This window comes from Arthrobacter sp. B2I5 (assembly GCF_030816735.1).
Lineage (GTDB): Bacteria > Actinomycetota > Actinomycetes > Actinomycetales > Micrococcaceae > Arthrobacter.
Window position 1 is genome coordinate 3,449,690 of sequence record NZ_JAUSYF010000001.1, and the last position, 19,796, is coordinate 3,469,485.

At 65.1% G+C, this 19,796-nt stretch carries 18 protein-coding genes; 7 read left to right on the forward strand and 11 right to left on the reverse strand.

All coding sequences use genetic code 11. The annotated features are described in order from the left end of the window. Positions 1-19 precede the first annotated feature (19 nt). Entirely contained in the window at positions 20-2,116 is a 2,097-nt protein-coding gene (locus tag QFZ60_RS16030) for an HNH endonuclease signature motif containing protein (protein ID WP_307091748.1), read from the forward strand. Continuing rightward, positions 2,113-2,919 (forward strand): YqjF family protein, encoded by an 807-nt coding sequence (locus QFZ60_RS16035; RefSeq protein ID WP_307091750.1) that lies wholly within the window; start codon positions 2,113-2,115, stop codon positions 2,917-2,919. The genes QFZ60_RS16030 and QFZ60_RS16035 overlap by 4 nt, the downstream gene beginning before the upstream one ends. Before the next feature lie 29 nt (positions 2,920-2,948). Here QFZ60_RS16035 and QFZ60_RS16040 read toward each other — a convergent pair whose 3' ends face one another. Together QFZ60_RS16040 and QFZ60_RS16045 are read right to left on the reverse strand one after the other, a co-directional pair. After that, positions 2,949-3,269 carry a hypothetical protein gene (locus tag QFZ60_RS16040; protein WP_142120153.1) on the reverse strand — a complete coding sequence of 107 codons (321 nt, stop codon included), beginning with the start codon at positions 3,267-3,269 and terminating at the stop codon, positions 2,949-2,951. A 46-nt stretch (positions 3,270-3,315) separates the two neighbouring features. After that, positions 3,316-5,769: a Tex-like N-terminal domain-containing protein gene (locus QFZ60_RS16045; RefSeq protein ID WP_373427724.1), complete on the reverse strand. Its 2,454-nt coding sequence runs from the start codon at positions 5,767-5,769 to the stop codon at positions 3,316-3,318. Between the two features lie 137 nt (positions 5,770-5,906). Here QFZ60_RS16045 and QFZ60_RS16050 point away from each other — a divergent pair, with 137 nt between their 5' ends. Beyond that, a complete protein-coding gene (locus tag QFZ60_RS16050; protein ID WP_307093347.1) occupies positions 5,907-6,224 on the forward strand; it encodes a hypothetical protein in 318 nt (105 codons plus the stop codon). A 233-nt stretch (positions 6,225-6,457) separates the two neighbouring features. On the opposite strand, the gene QFZ60_RS16055 is transcribed toward QFZ60_RS16050, so the two are convergent. From QFZ60_RS16055 to QFZ60_RS16070, 4 genes are all read right to left on the reverse strand, one after another. Beyond that, the gene (locus QFZ60_RS16055; RefSeq protein ID WP_307091754.1) at positions 6,458-7,528 is read right to left on the reverse strand and encodes an alkene reductase; all 1,071 of its coding nucleotides are present in this window, start codon (positions 7,526-7,528) and stop codon (positions 6,458-6,460) included. A gap of 128 nt (positions 7,529-7,656) precedes the next feature. Further along, positions 7,657-8,547 (reverse strand): PKD domain-containing protein, encoded by an 891-nt coding sequence (locus tag QFZ60_RS16060; protein WP_307091755.1) that lies wholly within the window; start codon positions 8,545-8,547, stop codon positions 7,657-7,659. Positions 8,548-8,600: 53 nt separating this feature from the next. Further along, on the reverse strand, positions 8,601-9,257 hold the full coding sequence (locus QFZ60_RS16065) for a DUF6318 family protein (protein WP_307091757.1): 657 nt from the start codon (positions 9,255-9,257) through the stop codon (positions 8,601-8,603). Between the two features lie 200 nt (positions 9,258-9,457). After that, positions 9,458-11,185, reverse strand: a complete 1,728-nt coding sequence (locus QFZ60_RS16070; protein WP_307091759.1) for a cytosine permease — start codon at positions 11,183-11,185, stop codon at positions 9,458-9,460. A 186-nt stretch (positions 11,186-11,371) separates the two neighbouring features. Here QFZ60_RS16070 and QFZ60_RS16075 point away from each other — a divergent pair, with 186 nt between their 5' ends. The 3 genes from QFZ60_RS16075 (at position 11,372) to QFZ60_RS16085 (ending at position 12,864) form a co-directional block, all read left to right on the forward strand. After that, a complete protein-coding gene (locus QFZ60_RS16075; protein ID WP_142120143.1) occupies positions 11,372-11,806 on the forward strand; it encodes a pyridoxamine 5'-phosphate oxidase family protein in 435 nt (144 codons plus the stop codon). Between the two features lie 19 nt (positions 11,807-11,825). After that, positions 11,826-12,269 carry a very short patch repair endonuclease gene (locus tag QFZ60_RS16080; RefSeq protein WP_307091760.1) on the forward strand — a complete coding sequence of 148 codons (444 nt, stop codon included), beginning with the start codon at positions 11,826-11,828 and terminating at the stop codon, positions 12,267-12,269. 184 nt (positions 12,270-12,453) lie between these two features. Continuing rightward, the gene (locus QFZ60_RS16085; RefSeq protein WP_307091762.1) at positions 12,454-12,864 is read left to right on the forward strand and encodes an Hpt domain-containing protein; all 411 of its coding nucleotides are present in this window, start codon (positions 12,454-12,456) and stop codon (positions 12,862-12,864) included. Here QFZ60_RS16085 and QFZ60_RS16090 read toward each other — a convergent pair. Then, on the reverse strand, positions 12,837-13,601 hold the full coding sequence (locus QFZ60_RS16090; protein WP_307091763.1) for a response regulator transcription factor: 765 nt from the start codon (positions 13,599-13,601) through the stop codon (positions 12,837-12,839). The two genes, QFZ60_RS16085 and QFZ60_RS16090, sit on opposite strands and share 28 nt — an antisense overlap. A gap of 94 nt (positions 13,602-13,695) precedes the next feature. Here QFZ60_RS16090 and QFZ60_RS16095 point away from each other — a divergent pair, with 94 nt between their 5' ends. Continuing rightward, on the forward strand, positions 13,696-15,351 hold the full coding sequence (locus QFZ60_RS16095) for a cell wall metabolism sensor histidine kinase WalK (protein WP_307091765.1): 1,656 nt from the start codon (positions 13,696-13,698) through the stop codon (positions 15,349-15,351). 43 nt (positions 15,352-15,394) lie between these two features. Here the strand turns inward: QFZ60_RS16095 and QFZ60_RS16100 are convergent, their stop codons facing one another. From QFZ60_RS16100 to QFZ60_RS16115, 4 genes are all read right to left on the reverse strand, one after another. Next, a complete protein-coding gene (locus tag QFZ60_RS16100) occupies positions 15,395-16,630 on the reverse strand; it encodes a restriction endonuclease (protein WP_307091768.1) in 1,236 nt (411 codons plus the stop codon). Continuing rightward, positions 16,617-18,848: an McrB family protein gene (locus QFZ60_RS16105; protein ID WP_307091770.1), complete on the reverse strand. Its 2,232-nt coding sequence runs from the start codon at positions 18,846-18,848 to the stop codon at positions 16,617-16,619. Before QFZ60_RS16105 ends, QFZ60_RS16100 begins: the two co-directional genes overlap by 14 nt. Before the next feature lie 71 nt (positions 18,849-18,919). Then, positions 18,920-19,177, reverse strand: coding sequence for a hypothetical protein (locus tag QFZ60_RS16110; protein WP_307091772.1), 258 nt, complete (start codon positions 19,175-19,177; stop codon positions 18,920-18,922). Between the two features lie 98 nt (positions 19,178-19,275). Then, positions 19,276-19,692: a thioesterase family protein gene (locus tag QFZ60_RS16115; RefSeq protein ID WP_307093349.1), complete on the reverse strand. Its 417-nt coding sequence runs from the start codon at positions 19,690-19,692 to the stop codon at positions 19,276-19,278. Between the last annotated feature and the right edge of the window lie 104 nt (positions 19,693-19,796).

The window sequence follows — 19,796 nt, forward strand, 5'->3', positions numbered from 1 at the left end:
TGGCTGGCAGAGTTGGGTTATGGAGGCCATTGGGGAAGATCTTGGGCAGGCGGACGACGCCGGCAGTTGGCTGCCGCGCCCGGCCCACCTTCAGGCAGTCCCCCGGCAGGGTGCAGCCACCGACGAAGAGCCCGCACGGCCATCCCATGGTCTCCCGAGTTCCGCGGCACCTGTTGGACGGGACGTGGCACCTGTTGGACGTAATTTATTGGACGGACTGGGTGCGCAGCTTGCGGCCGCTGCCCTGGCCGCCCCGGACCTGCTGGCAACCGTCTCCTATGTCGAGGCCGCAGACTTCGCCGACGCGGTTGAGGAACTGGTCCGCACCGCGGAGTACCTGCAGATCCTCTCGGCCGGCGCTGTGGACCGGACCCGCACGCAGGCCATCAACGACACCGCCGCGGCCAGGACCCGCATCAGCCGGGCCCGGGGCTGGATCACCGGGTGGGACGCCAACGGTGCCGAAACCCTGGACACCAGCCCAACAGCCGTGCGCGAAACCGACACCGCCTGGCCCGGTTTGCCCTCCCAGCCCGGGGCAGCCGCTGCACCCGGCCACCCCGCGGCGTCTCCGGCTGATGACGGGTGCCGGAACACCGCAGAGTTCCTCCGCCTGCGCCTGCGGATCCCCATCCGCGAAGCCCGCCGCCGCCTCACCCTCGCCCGGCAGGTCCTCCCCGGCACCACCCTCACCGGCGAACCACTCCCGCCAGCCCGGCCACACCTCGCCGCCGCCCTCACCCCGGGCCCGCGATCGGACCCCAACCCCCAGGCACCGGCAGTGTCCTCGCACGCCGCGACCATCATCACCGCCACCCTGGACCGGCTCCAGCACCACACCACCGAAGAAACCCTGGACCGGATCGAACACCACCTCACCCACGCCGCCACCACCACCGACCCCGACTTCCTCACCCGCCTGGCCCAACGCTGGACCGACACCATCGACGCCGACGGCACCGAACCCACCGAAGAAGCCCTCCGCCACACCCAAGGCGCCTTCATCCGCAAACCCCGCCACGGCCTGCACCACGTCGAAATCTTCGCCACCACCGACCAATACGAACACCTCCTCACCGTCATGAACACCGCCACCAACCCCCGCACCACCACCCCCGACACCAGCACCGGAAACGACAACACCACAGGCACAGGCGCAGGTACAGGTGCCGGGGACAGCCCCACGGCGAACAACGCAACCGAACCCAGCGCCTCGATTGACCTGGACCGGCCCACCCGCGCCCAAAAACAACTCGACGGCATCATCACCGCCGCCAAAACCGCCCTCGCCACCAACACCCTGCCCACCACCGGCGGCAACCGCCCCCAGATCATCGCCACCATCCACTACCAGGACCTCTTCCCCCACCCCACTCCATCCAACGGCACAACACCGCGAACAGCGAGAACACCGGGACCGGGGCTGGGAACACCCCGCACGCACCCAGGCATCCGGACCGGCACCAACGCAGACACTGGGACAGGGGCACACCGGAGAACCGGGACAGGAACACCAGCAGGGACCGGGACCTTCGCGTTCACCGGCCCCGTCGCCGCAGCCACCCTGCGCAAAATCGCCTGCGACGCCGACATCATCCCCGCACTCCTGGGCACCCACGGCGAAATCCTCGACCTCGGCCGCAAAACCCGCCTCTTCACCCCAGCCCAACGAACCGCCCTCACCGCCCGCGACCAAGGCTGCGCCTTCCCCAACTGCACCATCCCCGCCCCCTGGTGCGAAGCCCACCACATCACCTACTGGTCACACCGCGGACCCACCACCACCGGAAACGGCGTCCTGCTCTGCAGCCACCACCACCACCTCATCCACAAAGAACAATGGAAAATCACCACCACCCGCGGCACACCCACGTTCATACCCCCACCCCACATCGACCCCACCCAAACACCACAACAAAACCACTACTTCAAACCACCCCCACCACCCCCGGAAACGAATGAACCCATGCAACGCAGGCGGACTTCCAGAGCGCCAGATGGGCCCCGGACAGGGACAGAAGGCCGCGTCGAAGGAGGAGGTGCCGCTCCCCCGTCTTTGATGGTGGCAACGCCCGCTAGGCTTGGTGGGCCGAGCGAAGGAGCGGAGGGACCTTGACCGAACATTTGAGTGCCGCAGCAGCGTGGCCGCGGCCGCCGGAACTTCCCGCGCCGGTGTTCTCGGACCAGCGGTGGCTTGACGCCGTTTTCCTCCACTGGCGCATCCCGGCGGAAGAGGCCGCCGCTTTCATGCCTGGCGGGGTACAGCCGGATGTGTTTGACGGCAGTTCATGGGTGGGCCTGATCGGCTTTCGCATGGAGCAGGCCGGAATTGGACGTGGCCCGGGCATTCCCTACCTGGGAAGCTTCAATGAGGTCAACGTTCGGCTTTACTCACGGGAACCAAACGGCACCCGCGGCGTGGTGTTCCTGAGCCTGGATGCGGACCGGCTGCCGGTCGTTCTGGCTACGCGGGCGGTGGGAATCCCCTACGTATGGTCGCACATCCGGCAATGGCCGCCCTTTCCCGGCGGTAGCGGCCGGCAGCATGAGAACGGCGGGGCGGAAGCTGCTTCCATCACGGACGAATTCCCTGTGGGCTATTCCGTGCGCCGGTTTGGTTCCGCGGGGGCACGAAGCGACTTCACGGTAGTTCCCAGGCTTCGTACGGCCGCAAGTGATCCCCTGTCCGTCTTTCTGACTGCCAGGTTCGGCATGCACGGCCGCTTCTGTGGCAGGAGCGCCTACATACCAAACAGCCATCAGGCATGGCCGCTCTTCGGAGCGGAGGTCCACGAGCTCAAGGACGGGTTGATCAAGGCGGCAGGCGTCACCGTTAGCGGTCCGCCAGAATCAGTCCTCTATTCGCCGGGAGTACGCACGCGATTCGGGCGGCCACGCCTGATCAGCGGCACTGCCTGAACGCCAAAATCCAGGCTGAACGCCTGAGGCTAGACGTCCTGCCAGCCGCGGCCTTCACTGAAAGTGCTCACCAGCGTGCCCACACCCGCCTGCAGGGAGTTCGACGGGTCAAAGTACAGGGATGCTTCCGAGGCGCGGCTGTGGGTAATCAGCTGCTCAGCCTCAAGCTTGGCCTCCGGAACGGTGGCCCCAATAATTCCGGTGCGGGCCGGGAGGTCGGGAGTGTGCACCACGTCGGCGCCTGTCTGGGTCAGCGGGACCGTGGTGCCTGAGTTGATCTCGTCATGCGGGAACTCGAATTCGGTATCACCGGGGGCAGTAGGAACGGTGTATTCCAGGAAGTAGGTCATACTCCACCCTTGCAGAAAATCGGCCGCTGCCAAAGGACCCGGAGGGCTACTTGCCCAGCCCTGCCTTCCTGAGCGGCTCCGCCATAGCCGTGTTGACAGGGTCGGATGGCGGCTTGGGACGGCCACTGCCGCCGGTCCTGCCCGATGGCTGCTTCCCCGGCTGTTGCCGTTCCGGGCGCCCTCTGCGCTCGTCTTTTCCTCCGCCTGCTCCCCCGCGGTTGTCCTTCCCGCCCGGCTTCCCGGGCCGCGGCTGCGCTGAATCGCGCCGCCCGGAACCTGCACCGCCGCCGGTCGGTTCGTCGTCGAGCCTTAGCGTCAGCGAAATCCGCTTCCGCTCCGGATCAGCCTCCAGGACCTTCACCCGGACCACCTGGCCGGACTTCACCACTTCACGCGGATCAGATACAAAGCGGTTGGCCAGGGCGGAGACGTGGACCAGGCCGTCCTGGTGGACCCCGACGTCCACGAACGCACCAAATGCCGCAACGTTGGTCACGGTTCCCTCGAGAATCATGCCCGGCACCAGGTCGGCGATCTTTACGATCCCCTCCGAGAAGGTGGCGGCGGCAAAGGCGGGCCGGGGGTCGCGCCCGGGTTTGTCCAGCTCGGCCAGGATGTCCCTGACCGTCGGCAGACCGAAGGTATCGTCAACGAACTTTTGCGGGTCCAGAGAGGACGCGGGTGCGGAACCGGCGGCCACCAGGATCTTCCGCGCCACGGCGTACGCCTCCGGGTGCACGCTCGACGCGTCCAGCGGCTCCGCTCCCCCGGTGATCCTCAGGAAGCCGGCGCACTGCTCAAACGCCTTGGCACCCAGCCGCGGTACCTTCTTGAGGTCCGACCGTTTGTTGAAGGGCCCGTGTTCGTTTCGGTAGGCCACGATGTTTTCACTCAGCAAAGGCCCGACGCCGGCAACCCGGCTCAGCAGCGCGGGCGACGCCGTGTTGACGTCGACGCCCACGGCGTTCACGCAGTCTTCCACCACCGCATCGAGGCTGCGGTCCAGCTTCGATGCCGTCACGTCGTGCTGGTACTGGCCCACACCGATGGATTTGGGGTCGATCTTGACGAGTTCTGCGAGCGGGTCCTGCAGTCGGCGGGCAATGGAGACGGCGCCCCGGAGTGAGACGTCCATTCCCGGCAGTTCCGCCGCGGCGAGGGCGGAGGCAGAGTAGACGGACGCACCGGCCTCGGACACCACGAGTTTCTGCGGTTTGCGGTCGACGCCGGGAAGGAGCTTGATCAGTTCTGCTGCCAGTTTGTCCGTTTCACGCGACGCCGTTCCGTTGCCGATAGCGATGAGTTCGACAGCGTGCTGCCGCGCCAAACCCACCAGGGTGGCCAGGGCGTCGTCCCACTTCCGCGCGGGGGCGTGGGGATAGACGGTGTCAGTGGCCACCACCTTGCCGGTTCCGTCCACCACGGCGACTTTGACCCCGGTCCGCAGTCCGGGATCGAGCCCCAGCGTGGCGCGGTTCCCGGCGGGGGCGGCCAGCAGGACATCGCGGAGGTTGGCGGCGAAGACCCGGACGGCATCGTCTTCCGCCGCGGAGAACAACCTTGCGCGAAGGTCGGAGGTCAGGCGCGACAGCACGCGGGAGCGCCAGGCCACCTGTGCGGTCTGCATCAGCCAGGCGTCGGCGGGCCGGCCACGGTCGGCGACACCGAGAAACCTGGCCACCGCGGACTCGTAGCGGGCGCGGGCGGCGGTGAGGGCGGCGTCGTCCGAGGGGTCGGCTTCGGCGAGGTCCAGCTCAAGGATGCCGTCCTTCTCCCCGCGGAACAGCGCAAGGATCCGGTGGGACGGCATCCTGTCGGGCGCCTGGGCGAACTCGAAGTAGTCCGCGAATTTCTGGCCCTCCGCCTCTTTGCCCTTCTTGACGCGGGACACCATCCGGCCCTGGCTCCACAGCCGGTCCCGCAGATTCGCGGCGAGGTCGGGATCCTGCGCCACCCGCTCCACCAGGATCGCCCTGGCACCTGCGAGCGCGGCGGCTGCATCATCGATGGCATGCCCGCTGTTGAGGTACTTCGCGGCTTCCCGTTCGGGATCCAGATCCGGCCGCTTCACGAGCGTGTCGGCGAGCGGCTCCAGGCCTGCTTCCCGGGCAATCTGAGCCTTGGTGCGCCGCTTCGACTTGAACGGCAGGTAAATGTCCTCCAGCCGCGACTTGGTGTCCGCTGCCAGGATTGCCGAGCGCAGTTCCGATGTCAGCTGGCCCTGCGCCTCGATCGCTTCGAGGACTGCACGACGGCGGTCCGCCAGCTCACGGAGGTAGCGGAGCCGCTCGTCGAGGTCGCGGAGTTGGGTGTCATCCATTGTCCCGGTGGCTTCCTTGCGGTACCGGGCGATGAATGGAACCGTGGACCCGCCGTCGAGCAATTCAACGGCGGCCTTCACCTGCCAGGCTTTGACCCCCAGCTCGGCAGCGATCTGGGCAAAGATCCCGTCCGGCTCTGATGCGCTGGAGCGAGCGGACGCGGGGGAAGGTGCAGGCAGTTGAGTCACCAGAACATCTTGCCCTACCGGCCTGCGGGGCTCCACCGCCACCATGCCCGCGGAGGCGCCGCCGGGAACAAAAGGTATTCCCCTGGGGCGTGCAAAGTGCTGTAGTGGACTTGCCATCACTGGCACCCATGCTCGAGGAAGAGGCCACCATGCGGGAATTGCTGGTTGTGTTCCAGGACGGGTTCGACGAGGCGAACATCACCGTTACCGTGAACGGGAAGGCAGTGCGGAGAGATTTGGGAGTCTCGACGAATCCGCTTCTCGGCATCGCATCAGAGGTCTCCGTAGAGCTGCCGGCCAAGGGTGCACAGGTTGGAGTCGAGGTCACCAACCGTGGCCTGAAAGCCATCACCAAGGTCAGCGGCAGGCCCAAAAGCGTGCTGGTGTCCATCGAGGACGGACGCTTGGTGATGAAGGAAGGCACTGGCCGCGAAGCAGTACTTTAGCCCGATTTCCGACCGGCAAAAATGGCTCTGGTAAGAGTCCATTCGATGGAGTAGCATCTGATCACCGCCGGCATCCAATGGAGTCCGGCGGGCCACATAAGTCTTCAGCCGGGAGGCCGTCGGATGGCCCCACGGCGCCGCTGCCCGGGACCAGCACCCCAGACAGCCAACGACGGCGGCACCCATGATGGGTGCCGCCGTCGTCGTTTTGTTCAACGTGGCTGATCAGCCTCTTAGCCCTGGTACACCGGGTAATCCGTGTAACCGGTGGCGCCCTCTGCGTAGAACGTGGAGGCGTCGGGCTCGTTCAGCGGAAGGCTTTCCTTCCAACGGCGGGCGAGGTCCGGGTTGGCGATTGCGGGGCGGCCAACCACCACAGCGTCCGCGTGGCCCTCGGCCACCAGGCTCACGGCTTCTTCCCTTGTGGTGATCACGCCGAAGCCGGTGTTGACCAGGAAGGTGCCGCCGAAGCGTGCGCGAAGGTCCTGGACGAGTTCACCGGCAGGTTCGTGGTGCAGGATGCTCAGGTATGCCAGGTTGAGCGCCGCGATGCTGTCCACGAGGACCTCGTAAGTGGCACGAACATCCGCGGCATCCGTCTCGGCGATGCCCTGGACGTTGTGCTCTGGGGAAATGCGCAGGCCCACCCGGTTGGCGCCGAGGGCTGCGACCACGGCATTGATGGTTTCGATGACAAAGCGGGCACGGTTCTGGGGCGATCCGCCGTAGCTGTCCGTCCGGACGTTGGAGTTCGGTGCCAGGAATTCGTGCAGCAGGTAGCCGTTGGCCGAGTGCAGCTCCACGCCGTCGAACCCTGCCTCGATGGCATTCAGGGAGGCGTTGACGATTTCCTGGATGACCATGGGGAGTTCGTCCGTGGTGAGTGCATGCGGCACCGGGTACTGCTGCTTTCCGGCCGGGGTCCGGACGACGCCGTCAATTGCTACGGCGCTCGGACCGACGACGGGAAGCCCACCGGTGATGTCCGGGTGGGAAACCCGGCCGCCGTGCATGATCTGGGCGAACATGCGGCCGCCTTCGGCGTGGACTGCGTCAGTGACCTTCTTCCACCCGGAAACCTGCTCCTGGGTGACGATCCCGGGCTGTCCGGGGTAAGCCTGGCCCGCGGGGGTGGGGTAGATGCCCTCGCTGACGATGAGGCCAAGGGAGGCGCGCTGGCGGTAGTGCTCGACGACGAGCGGGCCCGGGACGCCCTTCTCACCTGCGCGGAGGCGGGTGAGGGGTGCCATCACCAGCCGGTTGGGAAGTTCCAGTTCGCCGAGGGTGAGTGGGGAAAACAGCATGCGCAGTTCCTTTCGAAGGCTGAAGACGTACTGCCTATGCCAACTGTGGGGCGCGTGCAACTATTCCGGACTTTCGCTGGTGCGAGGCGGATCACACGTCACTATCCTTTTGCTCCCGCCCTCCCCGCCTAGCGCGCTGCTCCGGCCCCCGGACAGCCCTGCCCCTGGGGATTGGCGTTGCAGTCGTCGGCGTAGTTGCGGGTGAGCGACCGCCAGACGCTGATCCCCTGCGGCGGGGCGCTGAACTGGCCCTGGCCGGGGATCGGAAGGGGCGGCCCGGAGTTCACCGAATAGGTGCCTTGGAACGACGCCGTCAGCACCACTTGGAAGTCTCCGGTGGAGGCGTAAGCGTGACTGGTCCGGGTCTTCTCGCCCCACCGGTCCTGCGGCAAAGCTCCACCCATGGACGGTTGCGGGCCGAAGACGGTGCCGTCCCCGTAGTTCCAGGTGTACTGGACCGGCGTTGCCACCACGTGGACCTGTTGGCCGAACATAGTGATGTCGAACTGCTGTTCAGCCGCTTCCGCGTAGAAGTTGGTCTCGGCGCCTCGAAGGGTATTGGGGCTGGGCTGCGCCACGACCTTCCCCGCACTGACCGGGAGGTTCTGGAACTGCCGCTGGATATCGGCGGCGATCCGGGGCAGGAGATCCTCGGGCTTCGGATCGTAAAGGCAGGTGGGTCCCGAGTGATGCGCCCAAACCGCGCCTGGTACGCCTCTTGGCCGCGACAGCCACATGACCGGAATGCCCTTGGCGCCGTCCTCCCGGTCCTTGCAGTCGAGCTGGCGGGCAAGGCAAGGCGTGTCGAAATCCCCTCCGCCGAGGTGGCATTGGAGTTCGTACTTGTACTCGTTGGGGTCGCTGCTTGCGGTGCCCGTTTCAGCACGACTAAATTCGCCAGTATTTGGATCGGGCACCCAATTATCGGCGCCGACGTGGACTCCGGTATCGGTGAAGCCACCACCGATCCGTGGCTTCCCCTCCTCTTCGGCATGGACGGCCAGTGGCGATGTCGTCAAGAGCGCCGCACAACAGGCGAGAATTGCGAGAGCCTTGGCTGGGTAAGCCATGGCTACCGAATCAACCCTAGGTCGTCGACCACCCATCCTGCTTCGGAAAACTTCACCATCGCGACGCTGCCCGCATTCGTTGCAGGAGTCTTGTCTTGATACGGACTTCCGTCCTGGTTACGAATGACCAATTCTTTCTGCAGCACTTGAAGAATCACCTGCATTGAGCCGTTAGTGGAAGGCTTTGCGGTCGCAACCGGGATGTCTATTTGGCCACCAGAAATCCACTTGCCTTCAGCCCAAGCAGCTTCGATATCGTCAACGAGTCCTTGACAGAAAATACATTCAGCCTTGGAAAGCTTCGATAACGCAACAGTGTCACCCGTCTCATACGCATAACTGAGAACTGAGAACCAATACTTCGTAAAAGCTTCTGCACCTTCCTTCGTCTCCGTCTTGGCCACCTCGGGCAGCACGGGGACAGGCACGTTCTGGGCGGGGCCGAACGCGTCGGCGGGCTTGTAGACCGCACTGGGTGTGGGCGTGGGGGTTGGTGTGGCACTGGCCGTGGGCGTCTCGGCCGCCACAGGGGACGAAGTGGCGCCGGGCCCGGGAGAGTCCCCGGAATTGCAGCCGGACAAAACCACTGCAAAACCAACGATGAGGGCTGCTGCCCCAGACCGCACAGCGCGGGACGAAAAGAAGTTCTGTGATGTCATGGGCCGCTATTCCCCCAGTAGTTTCAAGACGGCTTGCTCCGAACAGTGAGTTAAGGGTAGCCCACGTCACACTATGGCGATCAAACTTATCCACAGGCACAACCCCGTCCCGGTTCTACCATCCGGAATGCAACAGAAGAAGTCATGAAGGAAGCCGGCGCACAAGGCACCGGCTTCCTTTGTCAGACGCTCAACCCGAACTACTTCTGGGCCGGCAGCACCAACTCCCCCGTCTTGTCCGTGGACAAGGCGAGCGAAGAAACGTACTGGATCCCGCCGTCGGGAGCGTCCTGTCCGGAACGCACCATGTCCGGCCGCTCGAATTCCAGCCCCGTCACGTGGCACAGGAGCTTAGCGTCGCTGGGGTTCCCGCCGGCGTCGAACATGGGCAGGTCGATCCCATCGTCAAAACGCCGCAGGTAGAACCGGCCGCGGGTCACCACGGCAAGCACCGGAGGCAGCACCAGTGCCAGGCCCACTGCGAAAATGGGCGAGTACGGCTGGATGGCGGCACCGAACGCCCCAAAGAACACCGCAATCGAAACCCCGGCAGACACCAGCATGGACACGAACCCAACCGGGTTCACGTCGTACAACATGCCGCGGCGGAACTCCGGCACCTTCGGCGAGATCTTGAGCAGGTACTTGTTGATGGCAATATCGGACGCCACCGTGACCACCCATGCCATGGCGCAGTTGGCGTAAAACCCGAGAATGGTGTTGAGGAAGTCGAACATGTTCGCTTCCATCAGGACCAGCGCGATCAGCAGGTTCACCACGACGAACACCATCCGGCCCGGGTACGTCTTGGTGATGCGCGTGAACGAATTTGTCCACGCCAGGGAGCCCGAGTAGGCGTTGGTCACGTTGATCTTGATCTGTGAGATGACCACCAGCACCACGGCCAGCGTCATGGCCAGCCAGGCGGGCATCATCTCCTGGTATACGCCCAGGAACTGGTGCACCGGCTCGTTGGCGGTAGCCGAGGCGGCAGGATCCAGCGTGGCGATCAGGTAGATGGCGATAAACAGGCCCACAATCTGCTTGATCGCCCCAAAAATCACCCAGCCCGGACCCGCGAGGATCACTGCGCGCCACCATGCACCCTTATTGGCGTCCGTGCGGGGCGGCATGAACCGGAGGTAGTCGATTTGCTCGGCGATCTGCGCCATGAGGGACAGGCACACGCCAGCGGCCAGCATGACGGACGCCAGGTTGGGTCCACCGTTACCGGACGCACCCGTGTACGCGAAGAAGGTGTCGATGCTCTCCGGGTGCGAGACCAGCAGGTAGCCCACGGGAACCACCATGAGCAGCAGCCACAGAGGGGTGGTCCACACCTGCAGCTTGGCCAGGGTGTTCATCCCGTAAATCACCAGCGGAATGATGATAACGGTGGAGGCGACGTACCCCAGCCACTGCGGGATGCCGAGCCCCAGCTCCAGCCCCTGCGCCATGATGGAACCCTCCAGCGCAAAGAAGATGAAGGTAAAGGTTGCGAAAATAACGTTCGTGACCACCGACCCGTAATAGCCGAAGCCGGAGCCGCGGGTGATCAGGTCCAGGTCGATGTTGTACCGGGCGGCGTAATAGGCCAGGGGAAACCCGGTGGCGAAAATGACGACGGCGGCCACCAGGATTCCCAGGATCGCGTTGACCGTGCCGTACGAGATGCCAATATTCGCGCCAATCGAGAAGTCCGCCAGGTAGGCGATGCCGCCCAGCGCGCTGGTGGCCACCACCCCGGCGCTCCACTTGCGGTAGGAGCGCGGTGCGAACCGCAGCGTGTAGTCCTCAAGGCTTTCCTTGGTGGCGTTGAGTGCGGCGGTGTTGCCCGCCGTCGTGCTTGCCGGAGAACGTCCGACGACGGTGGCACCAGCGGGTGCCTCCGGTTCCAGTAATTGCGTTGAATCCAAGTCGCTGCCCATTGGGTGCCTCGCTTTCGTTTGCATGATGCCGTCACGGCCCTGCGTGCGACGCTATCCAGCAGGAAAGACAGGACGGTCACAAGCCTGTTTCCGAAGTGTTAAGCCTTGACGGACCTGTCACAAAGAGGCGGGAGGTGGGGTACAAAGCCTCTGGCGTATTTCTACCCTTAGTAGAAGAATGACCGCATGATGTTTGAACACGCGGACGGCAATCCCGTCCTGGAACTCGATGATGAGCAGTCCTGGCGTCTGCTGGCCGCAACGCAGCATGGGCGGCTGGTGGTTTCTGTCGCAGGGGAACCGGACATCTTCCCCGTGAACTATGTGACGTCGAACCGGAAGCTCTATCTTCGAACGGCTCCGGGAAACAAACTCGCGCAACTCACCATCAACGCCCAAGTGCTGTTCGAGACGGACGGCATCCTGTCGCAGGAGGCCTGGTCCGTGGTCCTCAGGGGGACAGCACGGGTCCTCAGCAATTCGGATGAGCTCGCAGCCATTGAGCAACTCGGATTGAAGACCTGGGTTCCTACACTCAAGGACTTCTACGTGGAGATAGAACCCAAGTCCGTCAGCGGCCGGCACTTCGTGTTCGGCGAACAGCCCGAACGGGAGATCTAAGCCCTCCTAGACTGGAAGGATGGCGGACCGGCCCACTGCAGACAAGCTCACCCCCGAGCAGCGCAGCTGGAACATGTCCCGGATCCGCGGCAAGAACACCAAACCTGAGTTGTTGGTCCGCCGCCTCCTGCACGCCAAGGGCTATCGCTACCGCCTGCACGGCAAGTCCGGCAGCAGCAAACTGCCAGGCAATCCAGACCTCGTCTTCGCTGGCCGGCACAAGGTGATCTTTGTGAATGGCTGCTTCTGGCATTTCCATGACTGCAGGGTTGGCCTGCACGCCCCGAAAGCCAACGCCGACTTCTGGGCCGCCAAGCGCACCAGGACCCGCGAGCGCGACGAAGGCCAGCGCCGCCAGCTCCAAGACGCCGGCTGGGAAGTACTCACAGTCTGGGAGTGCGAACTTAAGGACCGGTCTGCCCTCGAAACCCAGTTGGTGGACTTCCTCGAAGCCGCCGGATGACGCACGCTTCCTGAGGAAGCCACTAACTGCTGTATGGGCAGAAACTGCTGGCCCCATCAAGAAAACCACAATTCTTGCCGGGTCTTCTGCAGGCTCAGGGGAACGGTCCTAACCTGAAAAGACGAAGCACCTCCACCTAGCCGCCGTGCTTCCCGGGTCCGCAATTCCAGCAGAAAGGAGTGTCATGAGCACTTCAGATGATGCGCCCAAGCCGCTGGTTGACCAGTCCGTCCTGGACCGATTGCGGGAAGAACTCGAGGAGGAAGAAGGGTACACCCTGGTCTTCGTAGGGAACTTCATCGAGTTCCTGCCACAACGGCTGGGAAAGTTGCGGCTGGCCCTGACCACGGGTGACCTGGACGGGTCCATGGACGCCGTCCTCAGCTTGAAAACCTCAAGCCAAATGGTGGGAGCAGAGCGGCTTGCCGGACTTGCCCTGGAGTTGGAGAACGAGATCCGGGCCCACGCGCGCCACGCTGACATGTCGGTGGCACTGCCCAGGCTGGCAGCCACCTACCTGCGGCCCATCACCCAGTGCAGCAGGCAAACCACGCACCGGCTGCAGGCTCAGTGCTGCCCCGGCGCCAAGCGGTAACCCACCCCACGGACAGTCTGCAGCCACCGCGGATGCTGCGGCGAGTCACCCAGCTTTTTGCGCAGGTTTCCCATGTGGACCTCCACGGAACGTTCGTCTGCCTCGCTGATGTAACTGCCGACGTCGTAATCCTCGTCGCGGAGCCGCCGCACCAGATCCGACTTGGTACGGACCGTCCGGCCCGCTTCCAGCAGCGCGTACAGGAGTTCGAACTCCGTGCGCGTCAGGTTCATCTCTTTGCCGTCCACGGCCACGGTGCGGGAAGCGTAGCTGAGCTCCAGGCCGTTGTGGCTGAAGTTTCCGCGCTCGGGGTGGGCAGTGCCGTCCGGGGAAGCATCCACCGCAACCTCCCCGGGGTCGGGAACGGAGCGCGGCCGCCGCATCATGGCCGCGACCCGGGCGCGCAGTTCCCGCGGCCGGAACGGCTTGGTGAGGTAGTCATCCGCACCCGATTCAAGCCCGATCAGCGTGTCCAGTTCCTCGGCGCGCGCCGTGAGCATCACGATGTAGGCATCGGAAAACTCGCGGATCTGCCGCGAAACCTCGAAACCATCGATGTCCGGCAGCCCCAGGTCCAGGGTGATGACATCAGGATTCAGGCTCTTGGCCATCAGGACGCCCTCCGCGCCGCCGCTGGCGACACTCACGTCAAAGCCAGCCTGGGTCAGCACAGTGCGTACCAGTTCCCGAATGTCGTGGTCATCCTCGATGACCAGACCCACACGTGCCTCACTCATAGAGCCCCCTCAGTGCCAACGTCAGAAGTATAGCTGGCTGCCGATATCCTGCTGCTATGGCCTTGCACACCCCGACATCCGCGTCTTCCACGCCATGAGCAACCCCACAGCCTGGTCCTCCGGACGGCTGCGGTTTTTCAAGCGCCCCTTTCATGAATACCGGTTGACGGACCGGGTGGCCTTGAGCCAAATGCCGTTGTTCGTGACCACCATCCTGACTGCCCTGCTGGTGTGGGGTTTCTTCCCGGACACCATGGACAACCCCCTGTTCGTCACCTTCCTCATCTCGCAGCTGGCCATCATGGCGCTTTGCTACCTCATCCCATGGGAGCGGCTGCCCTACACCAGCTTCCTGGCCATCCCGCTGCTGGACTTCTTCTCCATCGCAGCCGGAAGGGAAGGCGGCCAGGAAAGCCTCGCGGGCATCAGCCTGCTGGCCGTGTTCCCGGTGATATGGCTCTGCGCATCCAGTTACTACCCGCGGGCTGCGTTGTGGCTCTCCTTCCTGGGTCCCCTGGCCATCATCTGGGTGCCGCTGCTCCTGAAGGGGACCTACACGCCGCAGGACTTTGCCCGGTCGCTCCTGCTGCCGGTCATGATGCTGGGGATCGGCGTCTCCGTGAGCGTCCTGACCCTGAGCATGATGCGCCAGCAGAGCCAACTGGAGGAAAAGGACGAGCAGCTGCGGGCCAACCTGCGCGTGAGCAAACGCCAGGAGTCACTGCTGAACACCGTGCTGGAAACCGTGCACCTTGGCGTGCTGGCTGTTGACGCGGACGGCCATGACATCCTGATGAACCGGAAGCAGCGCGCCAACCACGAACTGGCCCGGCCCAAGGATATAGCCGACCCCAACGAGTCACAGCTGCTGGTTTATGGCCCGGACCGGAAGACCCTGGTTCCCGTGCAGGAGCGGCCGGTGCGCCGGGCTGTCCTGGGCGAAACCTTCACCGATTACCTGGTCTGGCTGGGTGAGGCGAAGGACCAGCGGGCCATGGTGACCACGGCGCGTGCCATGAAGGATTCCGAGGGCAACTTCGCCGGTTCCGTGATCGTCTTCAGCGACGTGACGGACCTGGTGAACGCCCTCACCGCCAAGGACGACTTCGTCTCGAGCGTCTCCCATGAATTCCGCACACCGTTGACCTCCATCCTTGGTTACGTGGAGATCCTGCTGGCCGAGGACCCGGAGGGGCCGCAGAGGGACATGCTGGAGATCATCCGCCGGAACTCCGAGCGGCTCCTGACCTTGGTCTCGGACCTGCTGTCCAGCCGGAACGGCCAGTTGATCGTCACGCCCCATGCCGTGGATGTGGCCGAACTGGTGCGCAGCAGTGTGTCCTCGGCCATGCCCCGGGCAGCCGCCGCCGGGGTTGAATTGCGGGCCGAAGCGCCCAACCGCCTGGAGGCCCACGTGGACGGCGCACGCATCTCCCAGGTCCTGGACAACCTGGTGTCCAACGCCATCAAGTACTCACCGGACGGCGGTGAGGTGGTGGTGTCGCTGGCCCAGGAGGACGGGCACCTGGCCTGCCGCGTCAGCGACACCGGCATGGGCATGAGCCCGGAGGACTCCTCCGAAGTGTTCGCCAAATTCTTCCGCACCAGCAGCGTCCGCCGCACCGCCATCCCCGGCGTGGGACTGGGCCTGCCCATCAGCAAGGCAATCGTTGAGGCACACGGCGGCACCATCGGCGTCGACAGCACCCTGGGCGAAGGAACGACGTTTACGTTCCGGGTGCCGGTGTGAAAGGCCGGTCTGAAAGGACGACGGCGACGGGCGGCCGGATGCGTCAGTCGTTCCGGGCTTGACGGACCACTTCGCCCCAGGACTGGCGGGCGAGCTCCCGGACGGAGGCCAGGATGCCCGACGGCGGCTGGCTGAGATCCAGCGGGAACTCCACGATGTCGATGTCGGTATTCAGGATGCGGCGGAGTTTTATGTCGCCCCTGCCCGCGTAGACGAGCCAGGCGGTGGGTACCGCCAGCGCGGTGCAGTGCGCCAGCATCTGGTAGTGGTCGGCGGTGAGGGAAGCACCGGCATCCGAGGCGGCGCGATACTTGGCGTTGTAGGCCACCACCGGCCGGCCACCGAGCATGTGGACCGCGTCCGGCCGCACTGACAGGCGGTCCGAATCACGCACCGCCTCACTGAGGAGGGCGTTGTACCGCAGGCGCAGTTCTCCCGGATAGGCGGCCATCGCCGCGCGCAGGACCGTCCCCACGAAGTCCTCAAACACCTGGGCCATGTCCACCACGAACGAGGCGGTCTGATGCTTGCCCTCCCCAGCTTCGGCCGATGCATTGCGCAGGATCAGCTCTGCCAGGCGGAGCACGGCGTGATACCGCAGGTTCATCCTGGTGGGCTTCCACGGCGGCACCGGGGCGCCCGACGGAAGGCGCGTGACGGCGTCGAGCTTTCCCTTTAGTTGCCGCAGCCGGCCCAGAACCTGGGGCCTGACCCCCGGCACCTGCCCCATCCGCTCCAGCGCGGCGCGCAGGATCCGGTTTTCCGCGATGTCCTCGGTGAACTCGTCGTAGGAGACCTCCAAGGGGACAAGCATCCCGGGACGGCGGGAGATCTGGTCCGAAATCCGGATCCTGCCCTTGACCGTCCTCAATGACTCATCCACGGTGAGGTAGCCCTGCAGGACGCCGCGGCCCAGCGCCCGCTCGGCCAGCTGCGCCAGCGATTCGGCCAGGGCGCTCCACAGGTCCCGGTCCTCGTCAGCTGCCACCAGGTCCGGCCGGAAGCCCTGCTCCCCCGCGTAGCTGAGCAGGAACAGGAGCCGGCTGAGCCCCAGCCGGTCCTTGGGCCGGACGTCCAGCTGCACCGTCGGTGTCCGCACGGAGCCAACCTTGCCCACCGGTTCAATCCGGTACAGCCCCAGGCCCATGGGGGACGCCTTGGCCAGGCCGCTGGAGTTCAGGAAGGAAGCGCTCGGGGCGTCCAGCCGCTCCACCAGGCCGCCGGAGAGCTCGTCCAGGACCAGATGCCGCACGGACGCCCGGAGGTCAGCGCGCTGCAACGCGTCCCAGCAGCTGGTCCAACCCGAAGCGCTCCTCCAGCTGCGCCCGCGTGAGCTGGCCGTGGTAGTGCTCCTCCAGCAGCGGCATCAGCTCGTACTTCCAGATCCGGCGCAGCCCGGCCGGGGTCTGGGCCGCCGGCTTCATGAAGTAGGACGGCCCGATCATCAAGTCGCGGTCCCACTCGTCAATGGCCTCGTTCAACGCGTCCAGCAGCAATGCCGGAGTGGTGTCCAGCTCCCTGGCCTGCAGGAACCGGAGCAGGGAGCCCTTCACGGGCTCAGTCTGCGGGTGCAGCTCGATGAAGGAGAAACGCCGGCGGATGGCGGCATCCATCATGGCGATGGAGCGGTCCGCGGTGTTCATGGTGCCGATGATGTAAAGGTTGTCCGGCAGCGTGAACGGTTCGTTGGGGCTGTACTGCAGGTAGATCCGGTCGTCGCGGTATTCCAGCAGGAAGTACAGCTCGCCGAACACCTTGGCCAGGTTGGCGCGGTTCATCTCGTCGATGATCAGGAAGTACGGCTTCTTTTCGTTGCCCGGCTTGGCGGCCTCCTCCGCCAGGCGGCGCAGCGGGCCGGCCACCAGTTTGAAGGACACCTGGCCCTCGTCCGTCTTGTCCGGCCGGTAGCCCTCGAAAAAGTCCTCATAGGCATAGGACGGATGGAACTGCACCAGCTTGACGCGCTCGTCAGTGCTGTCCTCCGCCAGTTCCGCGGCGAGGTGCTTGGCCAGGTAGGTCTTGCCGGTCCCCGGAGGCCCGTACAGGACCAGCTGGCGGTTCTCCTCCAGCAGGTCGGCGATCTCCTGGAGCGGTTCCAGCTCCATATGCAGCGACGCCGCAAACTCCTGCGTCAGCGGGCGGAAGCCCTCCTGGACAGGGATGACGACGGCGGCAGCGTCAGTGTCGCCGTCAGGCTCGGTTTCCGCCTCGGCCGGCAGCAGCGCCTGCAGCGCCTGGACCACGCGGGTCACGTCCACCACGATGCCGGGGGTGGCGAGCTGGCGCTGGACGTGCCGCGGAAGGCTGGTGGTGGTGTGCCCGTCGTCGAACCAGCGCACCTTGCGCCGGAGCCGGCGGTTGTCATCGTTGTACTCGGGCTCCCCCAGCACGCCGCCCAGCCGGACGCTGCCGGCGTGCTGGTAGAGCACCAGGTCGCCGGGCTTCATGACGGTCAGGAAGGCAAACACCGCCGTCTTGGTGTCCTCGCGCTCCACGTAGCCAAGATGCTTATAGTCCTCGTCCACGGCGTGCTGGACCAGGCCGGCGGTGACGCCGGGGTCCAGGTGGCGGAGATGTTCGACGTCGAGGGTCACTTTTTCCTCGCCGTGCCAGGCCGTGAGGAGCTCGGCGTGGTCGCTGTGCGTCCTCAGCAGCCAGGCCCGGCGGCCGGGGTCGCCCACTTTGCGCCACTGGCTGACCAGCTGGCGGGAGTACCAGTCGATGCGCTGGCCGGCCTGCTCGTCCAGATGCAGCCGGATGCGGTGGATGTCCGCGGTGATGTCCTCTTCGCTGTCGCCCTTGGCCCCGCCCACCAGCGAGGCGAACGCATCCCGGATTTCCTGCCGCTCCACGTCCGCCACCACCGGCTCGAAGTAGCTGGGCCAGGCGAGGAACTCGATGCTGCGGCGAATGGCGGGCTGGTCGTCCGGGGTGGAGGCCGCGAGGAGGTGGAACTGCTGGGGATCCTTGATGGCGGCCTGCACCACGCCTGCAGGCCGCTGCGCCACGTTCTGCACAAACCGGCACAGCCACTTGAGGTGGTCCCAGATGGTCCAGTTGAATTCGGCGGTCCGGTCGCGGATCACTCCGTGGTCCGTCATGCCCGCATACAGCTCGTCGGGAAGTTCCAGCGGCGGCTCCAGCCACCCGGCTGCCTCGGCCACGCGGGCGCGCTTGACCTTCAGGGACTTCACCTCGTGGGCCAGCGGAAGTGACTGCAGGAAAAGAAGTTCCACGGCCAACTGCTTGGCCCCGCGGGTGGCGCCCTCCAGGTTTTCGCGGAGGTTGGTCATCATGGGGGCCTTGGAGTCAGCGATGCCCCGGTCCAGCCGGTCGAGCAACTCCGCGGCCGCCGGAACCGACCATGTCCTGGTGCGGCCGTCCAGGGGTGAAGCCTTCCCCTGGAGACCCGGTCCCAGCACGAACCACGCCGCATCCTCTATCTCCCTGGAGATGCCGAGGGCGCGGGTCATGGCAACAGTGGCAGTGGGGGTCATGCCCTCAAATTTACAGGGTTTAGCTGGGCGGCCGCTCCATGCAGCCCGGCCGCCCTTCCGCCAAGCATGGGCTACATGCCTGTGCCTGACCGCTTCCTGCCGAAGACGAAGTACCCCATGGGGCCGATGAAATTGATGAAGGATGCTGCCCGCCACGCAGCCTTGGGCCCGTTGATCAGCTCAGCAGGCCTGCGCGAGATGTCCCGCTGGGCGGCAACCAGCAGGGACATCTGGACGACCGCCGTGATGATGATTCCCGCCTTGCCGGACGGGGACATTTCCTTCCAGGTCTTCTTCTTCCTGCCGGCACTGATCTTGTTCCTGGCCATCGGGGCTTCCTTTCGAGTGGGTGGTGGTTCCAGTTCGTGGTTGTTCCAGTTCGTGGTTGTTCCAGTCCAGTGCGTCCAGTGCAGCCCTGTCCAGAGGCTTACTGCCTATAGGGGGCCATCCGGTCTTTCTGTTCCTGGGTGAGACGTTGCACCCGGCCGGTGGCTTCATCCACGAACGCCAGGTGACTGCTCGCCTTTACACAGTCCTCACGGGTGACCGGGTCCTGGAGCAGGTAGTGGATGTCGAAGCTGGCTCCCTTGACCGCACCAATCCAGACCTGCACCACCGCCGGAATGTTGCGGTACTCCAGCGTCCTGACGTAGCGGATCTTGTGGTCCACCACCAGCGCCAGCGTTCCGTCCGGGACGTCGTTGAAGAGCGATACGGGAGGCTCGATTCCGGGAAGACCTGCGCCCCGGGGCGGCCCGAAGGCGGCGATCCGCGCCTCCTCCAGCATCCTCACGATCTGGACATTGTTGATATGGCCGTAGGCGTCCATGTCACCCCAGCGCATGGGCACCAGGACTTCAATCCGGCCGCCGCCGTGCTCCCCGGAACTCTCCGCGGCTTCCTGTCCGTGGTCCTGGCCCTGCAGCCGCTGGGCTGCCTGGGCCTGTT